We start from the raw sequence: 21,930 nt of genomic DNA on the forward strand, positions 1-21,930 counted from the left end.
GGCATCATGAACAAGTGGCCACGCTTCGCGCTCAACGCGCTCGGGCTGACTCTCTCTCTGTCCGGCAGTGCATTCGCGCAACTCGCTGCCGTCGACCCCGGCCCCTACACCTTTGCCACGGGGAAATTCCCCATGTGGTATCAGGACAACGATTCGCTGTCGCTGGAACTGTGCCAGTCGCGGGCGACGAGTTCGCGATCACCTGGCGCTCCCGGCGCGCCTGCCTACATGTGCATCCTGAATCCGGAACCCGGAGTTTATGACGACACCCTGCCGATGGTGTTCCCGGATAACTGGCCACCGGAAACATTCTGGTTCCTCGCCGAAACCACCATCAACGATGTCGGTGGCTATGGCGTGGATGCCTACGTGGCCGGGATTGAAGCGGCATTCGCGTCCGAGAACCCTGTCGATGGCGATCAGGCCAGTTTCGCGCGGATTCGTCTGCGGATAAACGTACCAGTGGCCGGCGTCTACACCATCACCCACCCATACGGCGTGGAAACGGTCAACGTCACCACACCGGGGCGTCGGGCGATCAACATCACCCGTGACATCGGCATCGGCGCACCGGGTAACTTCGCCGGCGCTCTCACTGGCGAGGTCGGGCCATTCCTGCGCAGCGTCAACGGCCCCTATACCGAAGTGAACCCGGACACTGGCGCCATCGAGACCTTCGTCGGCGACCCGAATCTCACCGAAGCGGTAACGGGCAGCCCCAACAACACCAACTTCCTGCGTGTCCAGGGTCCGCCCGGCACCATCGAAACCAACCTCTTCACCGTATCCGGCAAGGTCCTCGACAGCCGTGCGCAAACCCCGGCGGAAATCAGCCGCGCCACTTACCGCCGCACGTCTACAGGTCCGGGCACCAGCAGTACCCGGGTAGAAGTGTTCGGCAAATCGGCCAACGGATCGAGCCTGTGCTTCCGTGAAACCGTGGCCCTGGTTCCCGGCCCACCACAGACGCCGTGCCTGACCAGCATGCTCGGCGACAACACCGGTCTGTTCTTCGGCCATCGCCTGACGGGTACCACCGTGCCTCCGGTGGTGGTGCTCACTGCTACCGATCCGAGTGGCACCACCCGGCCGACGGCAGTATCGAGCAAAGTCTCCGACGTGGTGAAAGTCCAGACCGCGCGCTACAGCTGGGACAATCGCAGCCTGCTGATCGAAGCCACCTCGTCTGACGAAGTGGTGGTGCCAGACATGGTTGCCCAGGGCTACGGACGGCTGACCAAGTCCGGCACCCTGCAACGCCTGACCGTCGCCGACCTGTCCCAGCCACCGGCCACCGTGACCATCAAATCGGCTTCGGGCGGTAACGATACCGAGCCCGTGGTGGTCGTCGGTACGGCACCGGATACCGGTGAGAACCAGGCACCGGTTGGCGTTGCCGACAGCGGTAGCACCACCTTCGGCGTACCGATCACCCTCAACGTGCTGACCAACGACGACGACCCGGACGGCGACACCCCACTCACCATCACGGCATTGACTCAACCGGCCGCCGAGCAGGGCACCGTGGCGTTGAGCGGCACCACAGCGGTCGTCTACACCCCGCCAGCGGTGGTCAATGCTCCACTGACCACGACCTTCACCTACAAGGCGCAAGACGCCAAAGGCCTGGCCGCGACCGCTGCGACGACCGTGACCATCACCGTGGCGCCTAACCAGCCTCCGGTGGCTGTCGCCGACGCCATTGCGACCCTGGGTGTGTCGATCCCGATCAACGTGCTGGCCAACGACACCGATCCGGAAGGCAACGTGCCGCTCGCCATCGCCAGCTTCACCCAACCACCGGCCACTCGCGGCTCGGTGACCAGCAACGGCACCGTCCTGACCTACAACCCTCCGGCCACGGTCACCACGGCGTTCACCACGACCTTCACCTACTTCGCCCGGGACAGCTTCGGCGCCCAGTCGACGACACCGGCCACGGTCACGGTGCAAGTCTCGCCACGGCCAGCCGCGGAAACCTTCGCAGTCACGGCAGCCACGGTGACGGCCCGTTCCAACAACCGCTTCAACTGGGACTTCTCGGGGACTTCATCGGTGACCACCGGCAACACCATCACCGTCCAGGTGACCACGCCGACCGGGCTGGTGACCCTGGGTAGCACCACGGTGCCACTGACCGGTCGCTGGAGGTTGACCGTCAGCAACTCGACCACGGTGATTCCGTCGGCGAACCCGACAGCCACCATCACCTCGTCCCAAGGCACTGTGCGCACGGTGCAGGTGATCTCGAACTGAGCCCTCGCCCCATCGGCCAGAGTGGTTGATGGGGCAAGCCTCTAACCAAAGGACAACGCCATGAAAACGCCGACCGCCGCCCTGCTCTGCCTGCTTCTGCTCTGCAGCAGCGCGGGCGTGCGTGCCGACGACTTGATGGAGAACGACGACCTGGCGCCCGGCGCCGACCTCGGCGAGCTGCCACCCCCGGTCGGCCAGCAAGCCCTGATCGACCAGAACGGCCAGGCCAACGTCGCGCTGTTGCAACAGAACGGCCAGTCGCTGCTCGGCCAGATCGTGCAGTCGGGCAGCAATCAGGAAGCCTACATCCTGCAGCAAGGCAGCGACCTGATGGCATTGATCAACCAGCAAGGTTCCGGCAACGCCGCGTCCATTACCCAAACCGGCAGCCACAACCGCGCGCAGATATCCCAGAACGGCAACAACAACGACGCCAGCATTGTCCAGGCCGGCACGGGTCAGCAAAGCGCTGTGACCCAGGCAGGAAATGGAATGAGCGTATCGGTCACCCAGTATCGCTAAAGCACTGCACCACCTGGAGGTTTCATCATGTTCAAATTGACGCCCCTCACCGCCGCCATCCTGGTCATCGTCAGTGCTCAAGCATTGGCCGACGACAGCGTGTCGACCCAAAACCAGTTCGGTGACACCAACATCGCCGATGTGAAGCAGATTTCGGCACCGTTCAGCACCGCCACCCAGAACCAGTCGGGTGCGGGCAACGATGCGGCCGCCGTGCAGGACACCGCCACCAGCACCATCGAGCAAAACCAGTCCGGCAACTACAACGCCGGCTACGCCGAGCAACTGTTCGAGAACAACAGCACCATCATCCAGAACCAGGCCGGTGACACCAACATCAGCCATGCCAGCCAGTCGATCGGATTCGGCGGTGGCCAGATCCTGCAGCAACAGGAAGGCACCGGAAACTTCTCGTTCATCTACCAGGACAGCCAGGAAAACTCTTCCGGCAAAACCTACCAGTATGGCGACAGCAACGAAGCCAACATCGAACAGATCCAGCTGGGCACGGCCAACAACGCGGTGATCATCCAGTACGGCACCGCCAACTACGCCACCGCCGAACAGATAAACCACATGAGTGGCCAGATCGACATCAATCAGTCCGGCGGCACCAACTATGCCTACGGTGACCAACGCTACGGCGACGGCGGCAACCTGACCATCAACCAGTACGGCGACGGTAACGGCAGCGAAGTCTGGCAGGACACCCAGGTCGCCAGCAGAACCACCATCGACCAGAACGGCCAGACCAACGAAACCATCGTCGACCAGAGCTTCGGCGACCACAACGTGGCCCAAGTGATCCAGGTCGGCGACCTCAACGCCATCTATGCCGACCAGTTCGAGTCCCTGGGCTCGACCGTGACGCTCAATCAACAGGGCGTCGGCAACATCCACTTCACCTACCAGACCGGCACCGACCAAGTGCTCTACGCCACTTCCACGGGCAACGACAACAAGGTCTACGCCAGCAACTGGAAAGGCCCGGTCACGCAAATGGGCGGCCAGTTCGGCAGCAACCAGCGCGCCACCGTCAACCAGAACGGCAACGGCAACGTCGCCAATTTCACCCAGAAAAACACCGGCCACATCATGACTACCAACCAGGCCGGGACCGGCAACAAGACCACGGTCAGCCAGGCCGATACCTACAACGAGCTGTACTTCGACCAGAACGGCACCGACAACATCCTCATCGCCGACCAGCGCGGCACCAACAACCTGACCCAGGGCAGCAGCACCGGCACCAACAACACCACCAACATCGACCAGGAAGGCACCGGCAACCAGGCGTTCACCACACAGCTGTATGGCGAAGACAACATGATCACCATCAAGCAGGCGGACACCATGAACGTGGCGTATGTGACCCAGGGGGGGACTGGCAACATCACCAGCGTGAATCAGAGTGGGATGACACAGACGGCGAATGTGCAGCAGTTTGGTACGGCTAACAGTGCGACTGTGATGCAGAAGTAATTGCATGGGGTGAAAGAGCCGCGGCCCTTGAGGGAGGGTCGCGGTTTTTTTACGCCTGCAGATATGCGCTCAAACCTTCAATTTTGGGACGACACAACCCTGTAGGAGCAAGCTTGCTCGCGAGGAGGTCAACGATGACGCGGGGAACCTGACACCCCGCGGTGCTCTCAGGTTTTTCGCGAGCAATCGAGCGTCGACCGGCTGCTCCTACACAAGGCGGCCTACGAGCCGACCTGATCGTGAGCCATACGCATTTCCCCTGGAGCTGCCGTAGATCCATGTGGAAGTGAGCGTGTGCTCAGCCCTGCGGATCGAGGTTATCCAGCGCCTGGTTTACCGCCAGGTCCGCAAGCATGATCACCTGTTGGATACCCAGCAGCATGCTGCGCTGGGGGTCGTCCACGAATGTCGCGAAATCGGTGGCCATGATGCTGGCGGATTTCAGGGATTCGCAGGCGTGGGCCAGCAGGTCTTCGGTGCTGATGTCTGGGGCGATGAGGAACATTGAGCTGGGGTTGTGGGGTGTGGTGGTTTTCAGGAGGGCGGGTTTTAGATGGAGGTTGGAAGGAGGATTTTCGGATTCTGATTCGGGGGGATTGGGGCTGGGCTTGGGCATGGTGAAACTCCTTGGTCAGTGGAGACGCCACACATCGCTGCTAAACGGAATGGGTGGCGACTGTACGCGGGTTAGCAGACCAGGGATCAAGGAACCCGGCGCACCGAAGTGCCCCACGCACAGCCACCATAGAGGGGTGACACTGGCGCGCCTTGAAATTGACCGAGCTGCTAAACCCGACCGCTGAAAATGCAGCGGCGCGGCAACAGTAGAGCCAGGGGAGCAAGGCACACAAGCCGGCGGATTCTGGCGTAGTTGTAGGCAACGGCGCAAGGCAATGTAGCCTCGTATTTTTCCTACAGATATTGCCTGGATCGGGTACAGACGTGGGAGATTGGTCGACTATCAGGCCGTCTTCGCTGGCAAGCCAGCTCCTACAAAAACGTGCCTCTACCGTGGTTTCGAGCGCGACATATACCTTGTAGGAGCCGGCTTGCCGGCGAAGGCGGCCTTGAGTCTGGTGCTGCTCTATCGGGCCGCTTCGCTGGCAAGCCAGCTCCTACGAAAATGTGCCTCTACCATGGTTTCGTGCGCGACATATACCTTGTAGGAGCCGGCTTGCCGGCGAAGGCGGCCTTGAGTCTGGTGCTGCTCTATCGGGCCTCTTCGCTGGCAAGCCAGCTCCTGCAAAAACGTGCCTCTACCATGGTTTCGTGCGCGACATATACCGTGTAGGAGCCGGCTTGCCGGCGAAGGCGGCCTTGAGTCTGGTGCGAGTCTTTCGGGCCTCTTCGCTGGCAAGCCAGCTCCTACAAAAACGTGCCTCTACCCTGGTTTCGAGCGCGACATATACCTTGCCGGCGAAGGCGGCCTTGAGTCTGGTGCGAGTCTTTCGGGCCTCTTCGCTGGCAAGCCAGCTCCTACAAAAACGTGCCTCTACCGTGGTTTCGTGCGCGATATATACCTTGTAGGAGCCGGCTTGCCGGCGAAGGCGGCCTTTAGCCTGGTGCTGCTCTATCGGGCCTCTTCGCTGGCAAGCCAGCTCCTACAAAAATGTGCCTCTGCCGTGGTTTCGTGCGCGACATATACCTAGTAGGAGCCGGCTTGCCGGCGAAGGCGGCCTTGAGTCTGGCGCGAGTCTTTCGGGCCTCTTCGCTGGCAAGCCAGCTCCTACAGGGGAATGCGTTCGCTTGGGATCAGGAATGGATATGTACTCGGTCAATAAATAATAGGTCGGCTGTCAGGACGCCATCGTCGGAACGCCGCCCGCAGCAAGCCGGCTCCTACAGTAGATCGGGGACAGCCGCGGACGATTGGTCGGCTATAAGGCCGCCTTCGCGAGCAAGCCCGCTCCCACAGTTGGGATCGGGTACCGCCGCGAGAGACGGGTCGGCTGTAACGCCGTCATCGCTGCGATGCGGCGACCGGACAAGCCAGCTCCTGCAAGGCCGCCCTCGGTTCACTCGTCCTCTCCCTCACCTTCAGGTACAACACGATTCTGCGTCAGGTAGCGATCCAGCGTCTCGTTCTGCGCAGGTTGGGAATTATCCCCCGCCACCTGCCACAAATGCCGCTCGATCCCCTGCGCCAGCATATGCCCCACCGCCGCCTCGATCGCCGACAACACGCACAACTGCGCCGGTTCGTTGGTGGTGTAGCCCACCTCGGCCTCGAGCAGTTTCTTGAACTCGATGAACTTGAATACCCCGGCACTGCGGGCCACGGAGTAGATGGTCTTGCTGGTCATGACGTTGGACAGCACCTGGCCGCTGCGCACGTCCACCGCCCGCAGGTTCACCGTGACCTGGTCGACGCGATACTCCCGAGCAATGTCGATGCCCAGGTAGCGCGCCCCTTCCCCGCCGCTGCGTACGTTGGTGTCGTAGGCGATGATCCCGCCTTCGAGCATCATGTTCGCCGCTTGCAGCGGTGGCAGTTCCGCCTGGATGTTCACCGGGGTGTTGGGTTTCTTTTGCGAGGCGCGGATGATCTTGCGTTCGGTCAACAGGTTCTGCAGCCCTTCACGCTCGAGCACCACGAACCAGCCGCTGGCCTGCAAGGCGTCCATCAGCATGCTCGCCGCGCCCTGGGTGACGCTGGTGGAGAACGAGCTGGCCGGGGTTGGCTTGTATTGCCCGGTCTGGTCGCGGAAGCCGTAGACCACCGCCATCAAGCGGCCCTTGGGTCGTGGCATGTTGATCAAGTCATAATAAGTCGAGGCCCTTGGGGTCAGGGTCGGGGTTTGCGAGTCCTGTTCGGCCGGCATCGGCTCGCGCAGACTGCACCCCTGTAATGCCGCCAACATCAGCCCCAGCGCAATTATTTTTTTCATGTCCTTAACTCCCCATAAACCCGCATCCCCTCAAGGGGCCAGGCCATTCACCTGGATTTCCGAAACTTCGCCCGTGGCCCGGTCGGTGACGTTGATCGTCAGCGCACCGGAGTCGTCGACCACGTCGACGATGAAGGCGTCCGTGGACAGGCTCCCCGTGTTGCCGGTGGAGATGTTGTCCAGCAGTTGCCCGAGCAAACGCGATTGCAACTGGGCGCTGAAGCGCTCCAGGGCCGAGGTCCCGGCCACCGAGGTGCGATCCTTCAAGTCGGGATCGTCGTAGTCGTTCTGCGCCTGGGCGTTGTTGAGCAGCCAGGTGCCGTTCAACGGGTTGCCGCCGAACGATGGGTTGACGGGCGTGTAGACCAGTTCCGTGCCCTGGGCCAGGGCGCAGGCGCCCAGGCCGAGCAAGCATCCACCGGCGCGCTGCAAAAACGTTTTCGCTTTCATAGTTCGTCCCTCTCAAGGTCCGTGGTGTCCTGCAACAAGGCTTCCAGCTTGCGCTGGACAATCTGCCCGCGTACCCAGTCGGCGGCGGCATAGGCCTCGTCCTTGAGCTCCACGGTGTTCGGCGGCAGGAAGCGCCGGTAAACCAGTCGTTGTTGAAATTCCACGGTCACCAGGCTGCCCCAGCGAGCCGAAGGTCGTTCGCGTACCACCAGGTTGAAATCCATCGGACTGGTGGCGCGCAGGCGTTCACTGAACGAGTAGTAAAATTCGTGGCCGATGTGCGAGATCGTGTCGTCGACGATAAAGCCGAGCATTTCGTCCTCTTCACCGGCCCAGGTCACAGAGGTGCTCAACACCAGGATCAAGGCCAGGCAGAAGCGCTTCATGGCTGCACCGCCTGGGACGCTGCGGACTGGCCTTTGGCCGGGCCCGAGGCGCCGTCGAGGAAGGCTTTCTCGGCCACGAACTGCCAGTCCTTGTAGCTGGCCATGCCGTTGAAGTCCGACCACTGGCTGGGAAAATCCGCCTGCTTCAGGGGCTTGTCCGTGGACGGGCTGCTGATGCCGGTAATGCGTCCGTCGAAGCCGCGCATCAGGAACCATTCGCCGCCGCCAATCGGGTCCGGGTATAGCTGGCGGATATGGTGCTTGGCGCCGGGAAAACGCTCGTCCTGCACCAGGTCGGCGAGTTCCCTGGGGTACTGGGCCAGGCCTGGCGAGCTGCGGTAATAGCTGCGCAGTGCCTGGGCGTACTGGGTGCCAACCCACAGCAACTGGCGTTCGCGGTCGCGGCGCGAGGCGGTGGACCACAGCTCGCCGGCACTGGCCAGGCCCATGCCCATCACCATGATCAGGAACAGCACACCCAGGTAGGTGAAGCCGTCTTGCCCCGCAGGCTTACCACTCGGAATAAAGGCTGCCATCACGGGCCCTCCCTGTGGCACCACTCTTGATATCGGCGACACCGCCGGCCACGCCATCAGGCGGTGCAACCATGACCCAGGCGTCCTTGCGTTCGGTGATCGGGTCCATCGGCGGATTGCGCAGGTAACGCTGTTCAACCAGCTGTTCGAGGGAGTCGGGATAACGTCCGGTGTCACCGTAGTAGTGATCCAGGGCTTCGCGCATCGCCGACAGGCTCTGGCGCAGGGTGGTCTCCCTGGAGGCCTCCAGGCTGTTGAAATAGCGTGGCAAGGCGATGGTCATCAGGGTCGCGATGATTGCCATGACCACCATCAGTTCCAGCAGGGTAAAACCCTTTTCCCGACGCATATGCTCACCACTCCCGGTAGGCGATGCCGTTGAGCCCTTTGCCGCGGGCCTTGGAGTAAACGTCAAAGACGTCCTCGCCCTCCCGCGGGTTCTGAGCCGTACTGTCGTAGGAGCGCACGCCCCAGCCACCTTCGTCGTCGCGCTTGACCGGTGCCAGCGGGTCATGGGGCACGCGCCGCAGGAAGTAGAACTTGGCGCCCTTGGCGCTGCGCACATCGCGCACGCCTTCCACCAGCACCTGCAGGTTCGGCGGGTAGCCGCTGCTGTTGAGCGACTTCTCGATGTAACCGGCGTCGAACGCGCGCTTGTAGGCGTCGATGGCATCGCGGATCTGGTACAGCGCGGTGCGCAGTTCCTGCTCTTTGCCCCGGCGCACCACGGTTTCGGTCAGCGGTGCGGCCATGCCGGCCAGCAGGCCGATCAACGACAGCGTCACCACGACTTCGATCAGGGTAAAACCGCGTTGCGAGGCGTTCATGATCAAGGCTTCCCGACGGTAACGGTGGTCGCGATCGGGGCGCTCATGCCATTGGTCCGAACCTCTTCGACTTCGACCTTCGAACGATCCGGCGCCTGGATGTGCATGCTGGTTTCGGTGCCGGTGGTGAACTCCATGTCCGACGGGCTCTGGTACGGCAGGTTGCGCACGATCCGCGGAGTGATCGACAGCACCAGCTCGGATTTGCTGACATCGTCCTTGTTGCTGCCGAACAACCGCCCCAGGCCAGGAATGTCGCCAAGGCCGGGAATCTTGTTGCCGGTGCTGCCATGATCGTTGCGCATCAGGCCGGCGAGGATCTGGGTTTCGCCGTCATGCAGGCGCAGGGTGGTCTGCGCGTTGCGGGTATCGACCTGGACCGGAATCGTGCCCTGGCGGGTCGGCTCCAGAGGCGTGGCGTTACTCACTTCCAGGGCCACCTTGATTGCCACTTCGTTGTTCAGGTGCACGGTGGGCTGCACTTCCAGTTTCAGACCGACATCGAGGTAAGTCACGCTTTCGGTGATCACCGGTCCCTGGGTCGACGGCACCGACGTGGCGCTGATGATCGGTACGCGCTGGCCGATGTGGATGCGCGCCTGCTCGCGGTTGCTGACGCGGATGACCGGGCTGGCCAGGGTGTTGATGTCCTTGTCCTGGGCGTTGATCTTGGCCTGTGGCGACGGCTGGATGGTGATCCGGCTGGAGTTGATGCCCTTGAGCTGATCGAGCAGGGTCACCGCCGAACCGTCGCTGTTGACCACGCCGAAGGTGTTCGGCCATTGCAGGCCAAGGTCGAGGATGCGCTGGGTGGCGACTTCCATCACTTCCACTTCCAGCACCACTTCGGGGTTGGACTGATCCTGGGATTGCAGGAGTTTTTCCGCCATGCGCACGGCGTCGCCGGTGTCGCGCATGGTCAGGGTATTGAGGCGTTCATCGACGAACACGTCGCGGGTCTTGAGCATGGTCTTGACCATGTTCAGCGCGGTGTTGGCATCGATGCTGGTCAGGTAGAAGGTGCGCATCACCAGTTCCTGGTAATCCTTGAGCTTCTGCGGCGAATCCGGGTAGATCAGCAGGGTGTTTTCGTTCACCACTTTCTGGTGCAGCTGGTTCTGTTGCAGCAGCAGTTCCACGGCGTCTTCGATGCGCACGTCACGCACGAAGATGGTGGCTTTCATGTCCGGGCGCAGGTCCTTGTCGAAGATGAAGTTCAAGCCGGCGACCTGGGACAGCACTTCGAAGATGGTCTTGAGGTTGGCGTCGCGAAATTCCAGGGTCACCGGTTTGTCCAGGCGGGTGCGCAGTTGCGGATAGGCCACCACGTTGCGGCTCTGCACCAGGCGGATATTGCTCTGCAGTTCCAGGGCGCCTTCGTTGTTCGGGTCCAGTTCGAGAATCTGTTTGACCTGACGCTCGGCGCCGTAGATGTCGCCGCGGCGCAGGTCGCCGCGGGCCAGTTCGAGTTTCTCGTCGAGGCTGCGCATGTGTTCGAGTTGGCGCATGGCGTCCTGGGCGCGGCGGTTGTTCGGTTCGATGGTCAACACCCGGCCGTAGGCCATGCGGGCCGACGCGAAATCACGCTGGGTGCGGTCCATGTCGGCCTGGGTCAGCAGTGCCGTGATCGCCCGGGCTCGGGAGCTGTTGAGGGCGATGTGCAGTTCGGTGTCGCGAGGGTTTTCCCGCAAGCCCTCCTCGATCCGGGCCAGGCCGGCTTCGTACTGCCCCTGCTCCATCAACTCGGAGGCTTCTTCCTTGGCGACCTGCGCCGAGCTGCACGCAGCCAGCCCGGCACAGAGACAGAGGCTCATCAGCAAACGGGATTTGTTCATTGCGCGCTCCCCACAGACAAAGTCTGGGACAAATGCAGAGGCAAATAGACCAGGCTCAGTTCCAGATCGGAAATCCCCTCGATCTTCCATGTTTCGTCGATCACATCCCCTTTACGCACGACGTAGATCTTCTCGCCGTTTTGCAAAAACACTTGCAGGTCGGTGCGGTCATCGATTCGCCCGATGAACTGGAAAGGCATCGGCGGTGCAGTGGGGACCTGCACCACCGGCGCGACGTTGACTGGTTTTTCGGTGACGCTGGCCAGGGTCGGCGCGGCCTTCCAGCTGCGCGCGGCGAACAGGTCGCCCGCCGGGCTCAGATCCTTGATCGCCACGGGCGCAGCGGAGGCTTGCGCGGCTGGCAACGCACCACGGTTCTTGCCTTTGGCCGGCGTGGCCACGGCGGCCACGGCAAGGTCGCTGTCGTCGGCCGGCTTGAAGTAGTCGGGCAACCAGGTCAGCGCCGCGGCCACGCCGAGGAACGCCACCCAACCCATAGTGCGTTTGCTGTTCATCATGACCTCGACAGGTAAAGGGTCATGCGGATCCGCCCATTGAGGTCGGTGTCGGCGATCTTCTTGCGTTGCAACTCCAGGTCTTCCACCACCACCGCCGGCAACTGGCCGAGCAAGGCGTGCATGAAGCGCCGCAGTTGCGGGTAGCTGCCCCGCACCGGCAACAGGATCTGGTAACGGGCCAGGTGGGTCTTGGGATCGATGCCCAGGGAGTACTCGCCCCGGGACAGGGTGATGCGTTCCTGGGCGGCCAGCGCATAGATCTTGTCGATGGCGACGGTAGCCTGGGGCTGGGTCGGCAACTTGCTGCGGAAGTCATCGAGCTGACGTTGCGGTACCACCGGTGCGGCGACCGAACCCTCTTCGACCTTGGCCAGGTATTCGCGGGCTTCGCGGGTCTGCTGGTTCAGCTGCTGCAATGACTGCCAGTCCGGCAACAGGCCGAACAGCCCATAGGTCAGCGCCAGCACCAGCATGGCCAACCCCGCCAGGCCAGGCACGCCCAGGCTTTGCAGGTATTCGTGGACGATCAATCTAGGGATTTGCATCGCCAATCTCCCAGGTAGCCGACAGGTTGAATTGCACCGGGTGTTCCGGCACGTTGGCGACGATTTCGTGGCTGAGCAACGACACGTCGGAGAGCTCGTCGCTGGCTTCGAGGCGGCGGTGGAAGTCGAGCATGGCGTCCAGGTCACGCGCCTCGGCGCTGATCCGCACCTGGCCCTTGCGGGCATCCGGGGTCAGGGTGAGCAAGGCAACGTTGTCCCGGGGCATGGCTTCCAGGGTGGCGAACAGACGCTCCCAAGGGCGGCGCAACTGCTGCGAGACCTTGCGCATCTCGGCCAGGTTCTGCGCCTGCTCGCGGGTTTCGGCCGGGGTCAGGCTGACCTTGCCACCGGTGTCGCCGGTGAGCACCCGTTGGGTGGTTTGCAGGTGACCTTGCTGTTGTTCGGCCTCACCGCTGAGGTGTTGCGCAAACACGATGCAGGTCAGCGCCAGCACCACGCCACCGGCCAGCAGGCTCCAGCCCAGGGGGCTCGAGCGGCGGCGTGGCTGAAAGTCGAGCATCAGCGGGCGCATGTCAGGCCACCGTCCGGGACATGACGTACAGGCAATCGCGCACGTTTGTCCGGCCTTCTTCGAGGGTGCGCAAGTGCACACCGGGCACTTCAGGATGGGAGTCGATGCGTGCCGGTGCGTGCAGGTAGACGTTCAGCGGCCGTTCGCTGGCAGAGGCCTGCAATTGACATTCGCGTCCGACCAGTGCGCTCAGTGCGGCATCGCTGTCGCTGCTGCCCACCGAACGCACCGCTGTCCAGCGGCCTTCGCGGGCCAGCAGCAAGACGCTGCGCACCGGCTCGGCGACCACGAACAGGAAGTCGCCGGCGTCGAAGCTCTTGTCGAAGTGATTGAACGCCGCCATCAGGTACGGTTGCACCGAGCGCAGGCGCAGGCCACGGCCGCTGACCAGGGTACGCAGGCGCTCGAGCAAATCCTGCGGCAGCGCCGTAGCGATGCGGTCATAACCGGCGGGTTCGGCCGACAGCACCAGGTCCCAGGGTTGGTTCGCCGCGCCGTAGAGGTCTTCCAGGCACAGCTGGGCAAACCCCTGCAGCTCTGCGGGGCTGCTGATCTGCTCGCTCCAGGGCACCAGGCAGAACCGGCTGAAGTGGCCGGAGACCACCACGGTCAACTCGGCACCGGCGCGGGCATGTTCGCCCAGCAGGCGGTCGAGGGTTTCCAGGGCGACCGCCCAGGCCATGAACCCTTCATCGATGAAGCCGACGCTGCCCAGCCACAGGGTGTCGCCACCTTGACGCTGACCGAGGCCGACACCGCTGGCGCCGAGCACGGCGACATAACGCTCACGAGATAAAAGTGACACGATTGATCTCCTCGAGAGTGGTCCGGCCTTGTTGCACCAGTTCCAGCGCCGACTCGCGCAGCAGGCGCAAGCCACGTTTGCAGGCGTGTGCCTTGATTTTCGAAATCGGTTGGCGCTCGACGATCATCTGCCGCAGCTCATCGTCCAGGTGCAGCAGCTCGGCAATCGCGCTGCGGCCGCGGTAGCCGGTGCCACGGCAATGACCGCAGCCCTTGCCGTGGACAAACTGGTAGTGGCCGACCTGTTGCGGGTCCAGGCCCGAGCTTGAAAGCTCTTCTTCGCTCGGCGTGTACGGCGTGCTGCAAGCGCTGCAGACCAGGCGGATCAGGCGCTGGGCCAGTACCGCATTGAGCGCCGAGACCAGGCTGTAGGGGTCGATCTCCATCTGGGTGAAGCGCCCGATCACGTCGAAGACGTTGTTGGCGTGGATGGTGGTGAACACCAGGTGCCCGGTGAGCGCCGACTGCACGGCGATCTGCGCGGTGTCGGGGTCGCGGATCTCGCCGACCATGATCTTGTCCGGGTCGTGGCGCAGGATCGAGCGCAGGCCGCGGGCAAAGGTCAGGCCTTTCTTTTCGTTGACCGGGATTTGCAGCACGCCCGGCAGCTGGTATTCGACCGGGTCTTCGATGGTGATGATCTTGTCCACGCCGTGGTTGATCTCGGTGATCATCGCGTACAGCGTGGTGGTCTTGCCGCTGCCGGTGGGGCCGGTGACCAGCACCATGCCGTAGGGTTCGGCGGCCAGGCGGCGCAGTTGGCGCAGGGTTTCCTCTTCAAAGCCCAGCGCCTGCAACTGCACGCCGCAGACCTTGTCGGCCAGGTCCTGCTTGTCGAGCACCCGCAGCACCGCGTCCTCGCCGAAAATGCTCGGCATGATCGACACCCGGAAGTCGATCTGGCGGCCGCTGATGCCGATCTTGAAACGCCCGTCCTGGGGCACGCGTTTTTCGCCGATGTCCAGTTCGGCCATGACCTTGACCCGGGAAATCACCTGCTCGGCGAACTCGTTGCCCTGGATCTTGCTGATGTTGTTGAGCACGCCATCGATGCGGTACTTGATCACCAGGCCGCTGCCGGTGGTGCCCAGGTGGATATCGCTGGCGTGCATCTTCAGCGCGTCGTAGAGGGTCGAGTTGACCAGCTTGACCACCACGCTGGAGTCTTCGCTGATGCTGGTCAGGGACAGGCTTTGCAGGGTGTCGATCTCGGTATTGCCGTCGGCCTGGGCGTTGAGCGACTCCACCGCGTGGAAGCTCTCTTCATGGCGCGCCAGGTAGGCTTTCAGGTCGTCGGCATGCACCAGGTACAGCGGCGCGCCGTGCAGGCAGTCGTCGATCCAGGCAAGGCGTGCAGTGTCGAAGGGGTCGGCAAACACGCCGATGACCGCGTCGGCGTGACGCAGCAGGATGAACTCGCGCTTGAGGCATTGGGCCAGGGTGACCCGGTCGAATACCGGGGTCGATTGGAACAGGCTGTCGGTGTCGAGCACCGGGTAGTGAAGGGTTGCGCCCAGGCACTGGATAAAGGGCATGGGGGCCAGTTCGCAGAGCACCCCGAGGGCTTCGAGCATCCGCTCGCCGGTACTGCCGGCCCGGGAACGGGCCTGGGCCAGTTGCTCACTGGAAAAACGAGTCGGTACAGAGTCCAGCGGTGGCACATCGACGACAAGGGATAGACGGTCCATGGCTTGCTCTCCAACACCCGGGGCTTAGAGCCCTGTCGGCGCGGCGAGCAATTGCGGCATGTGCCGGAACCTCTTGTCGCGCCATTACTCCCCGGTGAGCAATTGTTCGTCGTCTGGCGCTGTGGAGGCCGAGGTACTTCGTCGGCGATCTGCTAGCACCCAACTACCGTCGTACAACTGCAGCGGGAAACTCTCGGTCCTGCTCTGGCGTCGTTCGACAAAGCCTTCGGAACTGCTCACCGCCGCGTTGGGTTCGCGCTGTCGCCCCAGAAGATCAAGCACTGCACGCGCCAGTTCCGCCATCGGAAAGGGTTTGAACAGGATATGGCTGACTTCCAGTTGCCGGGCCCTTTCGCAAACCTCTGCGGTGGGGTGCCCCGTGATCAGCACAAAATGACACTTCCTGTTCTGGCGGACGGCATCGAGCACCTCAAAGCCTTCCATATCGGGCAAGCGGTAATCGAACACCATCACATCGGGTGCGAAGTCGCCGGCTTCAGCGATTCCTTGCGCACCGTCGTGAGCAATCCGGACTTCCAACCCTTGCGCCTGCAGGTAACCCTGGAGGTTTTCTGCAAGAAGTTGTTCGTCTTCAACAACCAGTACTTTGTTTAACAAGGTGGACTCCTTGAACCCCCAGGTCCGAGTACCGAACCTGGCGGAGTGCGCGCCTTGATAGGACTAACGCACACTTCATGCCAGGCTGAGTGCCGGTAATTTTATGTATTCATGTCCTTGAATTTAAAAGCAATGCCGTTTCGTCCACATGCCCCACCCCCCAAAAGCGGGGGAAAGCGAACGGACGTGCAGCGAAGCTTTCCCCCACTGTTGGGGAAAGCTCATTGATCGTCAATTCTTTCGATGCTGTTGCTTGCGCGCAGCTGCGCCAGCGCCTGCAGACGCGCCTGGACCTGTTTCTGTCGGGCAAGGTAGGCCCGAACCATTTCAAGTCCCTGCTCTTGTGTGACATCGGCGGCCTCCATTCGGTTCTCCAACAGGATCAAATGCCAGCCCACCGCCGTGCGCACCGGCTCGCTGACGGACCCGGGTTTGAGGGCAAAGGCTGCGGCTTCGAACTCCGGCATCATGCGCCCCCGGGCAAAGTAACCCAGGTCGCCGCCGGCGCTGGCCGAAGCGTCTTCGGAACCGCTGCGGGCGACGCTGGCAAAATCGGCGCCTTCACGGATGCTCGTGTGCAGTGCCTGCAAGCGTAGTCTCGCGGCTTCGACTGTGGAAGCGTCCGCCCCCTGAGGCACTTTTATCAGGATATGCCTGACCTGGATTTCCTCGGGACGGTTCATCTCGGCGCGGTGCTCCTGATAGAACGCCCGCACCTCTTTTTCGTCCGGCTCGCCGACCCTCGTGAGTTCAGTAAACATCTGCTGCGCCGCCAGGTCGCGGCGGGTGTACTCGATGTAAGAAGCCTCATCGAAACCGGCGTCTTCCAGGCGCCGGGCGAACACCTGTGGGCCACCCATGGCCTGGCGGGTCTGCTCGACCTGGTCCTGCACCGTGGCATCGCTGATCACCACCCCGCGCTTGAGCGCTTCCTGCCACAGCAGTTCCTTGTCGATCAGCGCATCCAGCGCCGCCGTGCGCAGCTGTTTGTAGGCGCTGGGGCTGCGGATGCTGGCGACCGCCCGGCCCTGATCCTCCAGGTATTCGGCGAAATAGCGCTCCAGGCGCAGCTGGGAAATTTCCTCGCCATTGACCCGTGCCACGGCCGGGCCATTGCTGCAAAACGCGGCGGGCACCCACAGGGTCAACAGCACCATTACAGTCGTGAGTTTCATCTTCGGCCTCCGGATCAGGGCGTGGCGGCAATGGGTTTGTAGGGGGCGACCAGATAGAAGCGCTGGTCGGGCAGGTCCACGGTGACCACATGGGCGCCGCTCAGGCCCAGGCGTCGGCCCGGCCCGAAACTGATCAGCGGGGTCAGGCCGGTATCGAAGTCGTGCAGGCCTTCCAGGGCACTGATGAGTTTTTCCCGGCTGGCATCGCGCCCCGCCTGTTTCATGCCCTCGCTGAGCAGCAGCATCGAACTGTAGGCCCCGACCTGCAGCACCGCATGTTCGCCGCCGAGCTTCTGGCGTTCGCGCAATTGGGTCAGGGCGGTGCGCCCGGTGCGCGTCCAGTCGCTGGGCACGAACGGATACGCCAGGAACACCCGCCGGGAAAACCCGCTGGGCACCTGCATCAGATCCCCCGCCACCTGGTTCGAGGCGGCGAACAGATAAGGCACCTGGCCCGCGGTCTGCAAGCGCGCGGCCAAACGACTGAAGCCGCCACTGCTGCCCATGTAGAACACCGAGCGCGAGCCCAGTGGCAACTCGTCCTGCGCCGTCTCGTAGGGTTGCAGGCGCACTTTCTGCCAGGCGTTGTCCTGCAGGTATTGGGCAAGTTTCTCCGCCGCCAGGCGCTGGCCCGGCTCGTTCGGGTAGGCGATCAGCGTCGGGCCCTGCAACACGCGCAGGCTGGTGGCGGCGTAGTTGGCCAGGGCAATCATCTGTTCGCGCAGCCCCGGCAGCGGCTCGAAAATCTGCCGACTGGCCTGGGCCGTGCCCTGCAACGACAGCGGCCCGATCAGGGGCACGCCGGCCTGCTCCAGGCGCGGGGCCAGTTCGTTATCCAGCGCCGGCACCAGCGGTGCGACCAGGGCGAACACCTGTTCCTGTTCGATCAACTGGTCGAGCGCATGCTCGGCGCTGACACGGTCGGGACCGGGATCGAGGATGGTCAGGCGCAACTGCCGGCCATGGATCCCGCCCGCTTCGTTGATCCGCGCCACGCTGCCCCGCAGCACCGCCGCCACCGTGGTGCCCTCCTCGCCCAACACGCCAGTGCTCGGCAGCAAGGTGCCCAGGTGCAGGCTGTCGGGGCTCAGGCCCGGATCGCGCTCGTCGGCCAGGCGCTTGAGGTACGCCGTCAGGTTGCGTTGATCGCTCATCGACAGGACGAACCGCGGCATCGCCGAATCCAGCCGGTTGTTGCCCGGGTCACGCCCCTCCTGGATCGCACGGGCCACAGTGCCCTCGGTGTAGGCTGGGTAGGCACGTCCGTTGATCTGCTGTTGGCCGTAGGTGCTGGTCAGCCGCGACCAGCTCAGGTCCGGCGGGCGCACCCCGCCTTCCGGGCGCCCCAGGCCATCGCTGCCGTGGCAGTTGGCGCAGGGCACGCTGGTGGCCGGCAGCAGCATGCCCGCCGCGCCGATCCGGGCCATGATCGGCTCACCGTTGGCGGATACACCTTCGCGGTACAGCCGCTTGCCCGCGCTTTCGCTGGGCGTCAGCGTTAACGCCTGGGCGCTCAGGCTGATGCCGCCGAGGAGAAGCAGACTGAGGATCAGGGCGTTTTTCATGGCCCTGGCTCAGCGACCGGCCACGGGCATTGCCAGCAACTGCAAGCGCTGGGCAATGGCGGCGGCCGGGGCATCGGGACGGATCTTGCTCCAGCGCTTGTTCGCCACGTCACCGACGATCAGCTGGGTGGAGTGCTGCTCGGGGGACGGTATGACCTGGCCGATACGGCCCAGGACCAGGTCCATCTGCGCTTTGTCGCCGGTAAGAAAAAGCCAGTGGGGCTCATCGACGCCCTGCTTCAAGGTGTAAGCCTTGAGTACCGCCGGGGTGTCCCGCAGCGGATCACTGGTAAGGGAGATAAAGGTGATGCCGTCCGCCTTGTCGCCCAGCACTTCGCGCACTTGCTTGAGCTTCTGGGTGATCAACGGGCAGGCATCGGTGCAACTGGTGAAAATCACATTGAGCAGCACCACGCGGTTTTCCAGCGCGTCGCTGTAGAAACGCAGGGTATTGCCGTTCTGGTCCTGCAACGGCGTATCGGTGAACCAGGTCTTGGCATCTCGGGTGCCAGCGGTCGGCTGGGCGGCGGCCGCCACCGTATCGGCGGCAGGCGCCGCGGGTGCATGCCCTTCGTGGGCCATGGCCAGGGCGCTGGCGAGGCAGGCGCAGAGGCTCAGGGCGAACCCGTGGAGAAGTCTCATGGCTGATGCTCCATGGCGATGGCGGTGTGTTTGGCATGGGTGTTGCGTTCACCGCTGAGCTTCTCCACCTGGCGGGTCAATATGTTCGGGTCGGTGAAGCCGTAGTAGCGGGTCCAGTGGCGACTGTTTCCGTCCCCCACCAGGATCAGCGGCGCATGGTTCTTGAAGTCGCCACTGAAGCTGCCCAAACCCTTGAGGGTTTCGTTGACCGACTGCGTGGAACCGGTCAGCCAGCTCCAGCCCGGGCCGTTCTGGAAGGCGCGGGCGTAGTCGTTGAGGCGCTTGGCGTCGTCGCGCTGTGGGTCGATGCTGATCGACACCAGTTGCACCTCGGTGCCGACCCGCGCACCCAGCTGTTTCTGCACCTTGCCCATGATCGAGGACACCACCGGGCAGACCGTGGTGCAACTGGTGTAGATGAAGCTCATGACCACGATCTTGTTGGCCACCAGGTCTTTTTCCAGGCGCACGGTCTTGCCGCTCTGGTCCACCAGCGCGACGTCGGCAAACTTGACCTGGGCGGTCTCGGAACTGGTGCTCTTGGCCGCCTGGGTGTGGCCGGCATGTTCGTCTACCGAGTGGGCCAGGGCCTGGCCGATGGCTAATTCCAACGAGCAGGCCAACAGGCAGATCGTCAGCAGTCCATGATGTGCGAATCGGTTCATGTCGATGTCCTCTTCAATGAGCAATGCCTGGGGTTACCCGAACGCTGGCAAAAGTCTGGTCGTCAAAATTCGCACCCAGGGACGCCGCACGCACGTGCAGGTACCAGGCGCCTTTTTGGTCAAGGGTGACCGGGGCTTCATAAATGCCATTGCCGACGTCCCGTGCTGCGACGTGCTGGGGCCGTGAACTCGGCGCGAGGAAGTAGCGCACCTGCACGTCCTTGACCCCGCTGCGCTGGACCTTCTGCTTGCCCTGGACGATACGAAAGCGCACGACATAAGGGCTGCCCAAGGCGGCCGTGGTCTTGTCGAGCATGAACTCCACTTTCGGCGCGCCGGCGACGGGCGGGAGTTTGTCGTTGGTCTCCACCACGGCGCTAAAGCAATGGATGATGTTGGGCTGGTTGAGCAGGAACGCCACGTCGAAGCGCCCCGCCGCCGGCAGCTTGATCCGCGAGCTGTACAGCCCCGGTTCGACCTCGCGCAGGCTGCGGTCGATGACCAGTGCTGCCCGCGCCACCTGCCCGCGATTGGGGTAGCCGGACATCGGCGCGTTCATGCCTTCGGCATAGAAGTAGGTGGTGTTGTCCACCGGGTTGACCACAAACACCGCGTTGTCGTCCCGCGACACCGCCAGGCTCGACGCCAGGGGCAGGTCACCGGCCAGCCGTGGTGGCTGCGGCCCGGCTTCGAAACCCTGGCTGATCGGCTTGCGGCCTTCGCCGAGGGACGCCAGGTTGATCATCGTCACCTTGGCCGAGGCCAGGCCGCGCACGTAGGCATAGGCCTTGGTGAACACCACCTGGTAGGGTTCGGCGGACACGTCCAGTTCATGGATCAGCGCATCGTTGGCCGCATCGATCACCGCGGCCTGGTTCTCCAGGGTATTGAGCACGATGCCGAAACGCCCGTCGGCGCTGAAGCCCATGGGGCCAAGGCCCTGCTTGACCTTGATCACCCGCCGCACCGACTGGCTCGCGGCATCGACCACGGTCACCGTGCCGTCCTTGCCATCGGCCACATAAGCCGCGCCGGACAGTGGCGAGTACGCCACCGACAGCGGGTGCGAACCGGTCTTGAGCTGTTTGGCGATGGTCAGGCTGGCGATATCGATGAGGCTGACGGTGCCGTCGTCGCGGTTGGTGACAAAGGCGAAGCGGCTGTCCTTGCTGAAGGCGATCTCGTGGTGGCCGCTGCCGGTGGCCAGATGCTTGATTATTTTGAGGCTGGCGGTGTCGATCACCGTGACCCCGGATTGCTCGGCCGACGGAGCATTGTTGCCCACCCACAGCAGGCGCTCGTCCGGTTGCAAGGCCACGCGCACCGGGTTACTCCCGGCGGCCACCGAGTCGATCAGCTTGAATTGCTCACTGTCGATCACCGCGACTTCGCCCGACGTCGGCATCGACACGAATACCCGCTTGTTGTCCCTGGGGGTGACCCAATCCATCGGCGGTTGCTTGATGTCGATGCGGGTCAGGGTGCTGGTGATACCGCCCACCGAGACTGACGGGTCGACCACCGAGACGCTGGCATCACGGTTCATCACCATCAGGAAATAGCTGTTGAGATCGAGCAGCGGCCGTGCGCCGATACTCGACTTGAGGAACACCCCGACCCGGGCCTTGCAGCTTTGTTCGCGGCCCTGGGCCTGGTCGGCGGCGACGGTTTCCGGGTCGATCCAGGCGCCGGGGGCGACGCCCGCCAGCGGTTGGCCGGACGCCTTGTCGGTGACCTTGAAACGCACGTCGGCAAACTCACCCTCGCGCAACACGCCGCCTTCGGCCAGCGGGCGCACTTCGAGGGCCACCGAGACGCCGTCGCGTTCAAGGGTCTGGTCGCTCCAGGTGTCGGGCAGCGCAATGTCGCTGAGCAGGGTCGGTGGCGATGTGCGCCACACCCCGAACCAGATCAGCGCGACCCCGACGATCAGCGCCACGCTGGCGATTTTGATGGTCCTGTTCATGTCACTTCTCCCTTTACAGATCTCTGCCTG

General features: G+C 63.3%; 22 protein-coding genes. 3 read left to right on the forward strand and 19 right to left on the reverse strand.

Annotation, left to right across the window (positions count from 1 at the left end; translation table 11 throughout):
* Positions 1-6 precede the first annotated feature (6 nt).
* The 3 genes from DKB71_RS21415 to DKB71_RS21425 are packed head-to-tail and all read left to right on the forward strand — an operon-like array spanning position 7 to position 4,260.
* Positions 7-2,256, forward strand: coding sequence for an Ig-like domain-containing protein (locus DKB71_RS21415; RefSeq protein WP_408597269.1), 2,250 nt, complete (start codon positions 7-9; stop codon positions 2,254-2,256).
* Between the two features lie 60 nt (positions 2,257-2,316).
* Positions 2,317-2,778, forward strand: coding sequence for a curlin (locus DKB71_RS21420; protein WP_274076850.1), 462 nt, complete (start codon positions 2,317-2,319; stop codon positions 2,776-2,778).
* Positions 2,779-2,805: 27 nt separating this feature from the next.
* Positions 2,806-4,260 carry a curlin gene (locus DKB71_RS21425; protein ID WP_408597271.1) on the forward strand — a complete coding sequence of 485 codons (1,455 nt, stop codon included), beginning with the start codon at positions 2,806-2,808 and terminating at the stop codon, positions 4,258-4,260.
* A gap of 298 nt (positions 4,261-4,558) precedes the next feature.
* On the opposite strand, the gene DKB71_RS21430 is transcribed toward DKB71_RS21425, so the two are convergent.
* From DKB71_RS21430 to DKB71_RS21520, 19 genes are all read right to left on the reverse strand, one after another.
* A complete protein-coding gene (locus DKB71_RS21430) occupies positions 4,559-4,876 on the reverse strand; it encodes a DUF6124 family protein (protein ID WP_408597273.1) in 318 nt (105 codons plus the stop codon).
* Between the two features lie 1,399 nt (positions 4,877-6,275).
* Positions 6,276-7,148: a CsgG/HfaB family protein gene (locus tag DKB71_RS21435; protein WP_274076680.1), complete on the reverse strand. Its 873-nt coding sequence runs from the start codon at positions 7,146-7,148 to the stop codon at positions 6,276-6,278.
* A 30-nt stretch (positions 7,149-7,178) separates the two neighbouring features.
* Entirely contained in the window at positions 7,179-7,598 is a 420-nt protein-coding gene (locus DKB71_RS21440) for a curli assembly protein CsgF (protein WP_274076679.1), read from the reverse strand.
* Positions 7,595-7,984 (reverse strand): curli production assembly/transport protein CsgE, encoded by a 390-nt coding sequence (gene csgE, locus DKB71_RS21445; protein ID WP_274076678.1) that lies wholly within the window; start codon positions 7,982-7,984, stop codon positions 7,595-7,597. Before csgE ends, DKB71_RS21440 begins: the two co-directional genes overlap by 4 nt.
* Complete coding sequence (locus DKB71_RS21450) at positions 7,981-8,520, reverse strand: type II secretion system protein (protein ID WP_323608251.1); 540 nt, start codon at positions 8,518-8,520, stop codon at positions 7,981-7,983. The genes csgE and DKB71_RS21450 overlap by 4 nt, the downstream gene beginning before the upstream one ends.
* Positions 8,495-8,869, reverse strand: a complete 375-nt coding sequence (locus DKB71_RS21455; protein ID WP_323608250.1) for a type II secretion system protein — start codon at positions 8,867-8,869, stop codon at positions 8,495-8,497. Before DKB71_RS21455 ends, DKB71_RS21450 begins: the two co-directional genes overlap by 26 nt.
* 4 nt (positions 8,870-8,873) lie before the next feature.
* Entirely contained in the window at positions 8,874-9,347 is a 474-nt protein-coding gene (locus DKB71_RS21460; RefSeq protein ID WP_046815448.1) for a type II secretion system protein, read from the reverse strand.
* 2 nt (positions 9,348-9,349) lie between these two features.
* Positions 9,350-11,182 (reverse strand): secretin N-terminal domain-containing protein, encoded by a 1,833-nt coding sequence (locus tag DKB71_RS21465; protein WP_323608248.1) that lies wholly within the window; start codon positions 11,180-11,182, stop codon positions 9,350-9,352.
* Positions 11,179-11,697, reverse strand: a complete 519-nt coding sequence (locus DKB71_RS21470) for a hypothetical protein (protein WP_408597278.1) — start codon at positions 11,695-11,697, stop codon at positions 11,179-11,181. The genes DKB71_RS21465 and DKB71_RS21470 overlap by 4 nt, the downstream gene beginning before the upstream one ends.
* On the reverse strand, positions 11,697-12,245 hold the full coding sequence (locus tag DKB71_RS21475) for a GspMb/PilO family protein (protein ID WP_408597280.1): 549 nt from the start codon (positions 12,243-12,245) through the stop codon (positions 11,697-11,699). Before DKB71_RS21475 ends, DKB71_RS21470 begins: the two co-directional genes overlap by 1 nt.
* On the reverse strand, positions 12,232-12,777 hold the full coding sequence (locus DKB71_RS21480; RefSeq protein ID WP_274076671.1) for a PilN domain-containing protein: 546 nt from the start codon (positions 12,775-12,777) through the stop codon (positions 12,232-12,234). The genes DKB71_RS21475 and DKB71_RS21480 overlap by 14 nt, the downstream gene beginning before the upstream one ends.
* Before the next feature lies 1 nt (position 12,778).
* Positions 12,779-13,582: a hypothetical protein gene (locus DKB71_RS21485; RefSeq protein ID WP_323608243.1), complete on the reverse strand. Its 804-nt coding sequence runs from the start codon at positions 13,580-13,582 to the stop codon at positions 12,779-12,781.
* Entirely contained in the window at positions 13,563-15,269 is a 1,707-nt protein-coding gene (locus tag DKB71_RS21490) for a GspE/PulE family protein (protein ID WP_274076669.1), read from the reverse strand. The genes DKB71_RS21485 and DKB71_RS21490 overlap by 20 nt, the downstream gene beginning before the upstream one ends.
* Before the next feature lie 84 nt (positions 15,270-15,353).
* Positions 15,354-15,887 (reverse strand): response regulator, encoded by a 534-nt coding sequence (locus DKB71_RS21495; RefSeq protein WP_274076668.1) that lies wholly within the window; start codon positions 15,885-15,887, stop codon positions 15,354-15,356.
* Positions 15,888-16,108: 221 nt separating this feature from the next.
* Positions 16,109-17,062 carry a peptidylprolyl isomerase gene (locus tag DKB71_RS21500; protein WP_323608241.1) on the reverse strand — a complete coding sequence of 318 codons (954 nt, stop codon included), beginning with the start codon at positions 17,060-17,062 and terminating at the stop codon, positions 16,109-16,111.
* Between the two features lie 14 nt (positions 17,063-17,076).
* Positions 17,077-18,627, reverse strand: coding sequence for an ABC transporter substrate-binding protein (locus tag DKB71_RS21505; RefSeq protein ID WP_408597284.1), 1,551 nt, complete (start codon positions 18,625-18,627; stop codon positions 17,077-17,079).
* 9 nt (positions 18,628-18,636) lie between these two features.
* Positions 18,637-19,269, reverse strand: a complete 633-nt coding sequence (locus tag DKB71_RS21510; RefSeq protein WP_408597286.1) for an SCO family protein — start codon at positions 19,267-19,269, stop codon at positions 18,637-18,639.
* Positions 19,266-19,934 carry an SCO family protein gene (locus DKB71_RS21515; RefSeq protein WP_274076664.1) on the reverse strand — a complete coding sequence of 223 codons (669 nt, stop codon included), beginning with the start codon at positions 19,932-19,934 and terminating at the stop codon, positions 19,266-19,268. The genes DKB71_RS21510 and DKB71_RS21515 overlap by 4 nt, the downstream gene beginning before the upstream one ends.
* Positions 19,935-19,947: 13 nt before the next feature.
* Positions 19,948-21,900: a cytochrome D1 domain-containing protein gene (locus DKB71_RS21520; RefSeq protein ID WP_408597288.1), complete on the reverse strand. Its 1,953-nt coding sequence runs from the start codon at positions 21,898-21,900 to the stop codon at positions 19,948-19,950.
* Positions 21,901-21,930: the final 30 nt, after the last annotated feature.

Origin of the sequence: Pseudomonas sp. PLMAX (assembly GCF_046042685.1) — a bacterium.
Taxonomy (GTDB): Bacteria; Pseudomonadota; Gammaproteobacteria; order Pseudomonadales; family Pseudomonadaceae; genus Aquipseudomonas; species Aquipseudomonas putida_AE.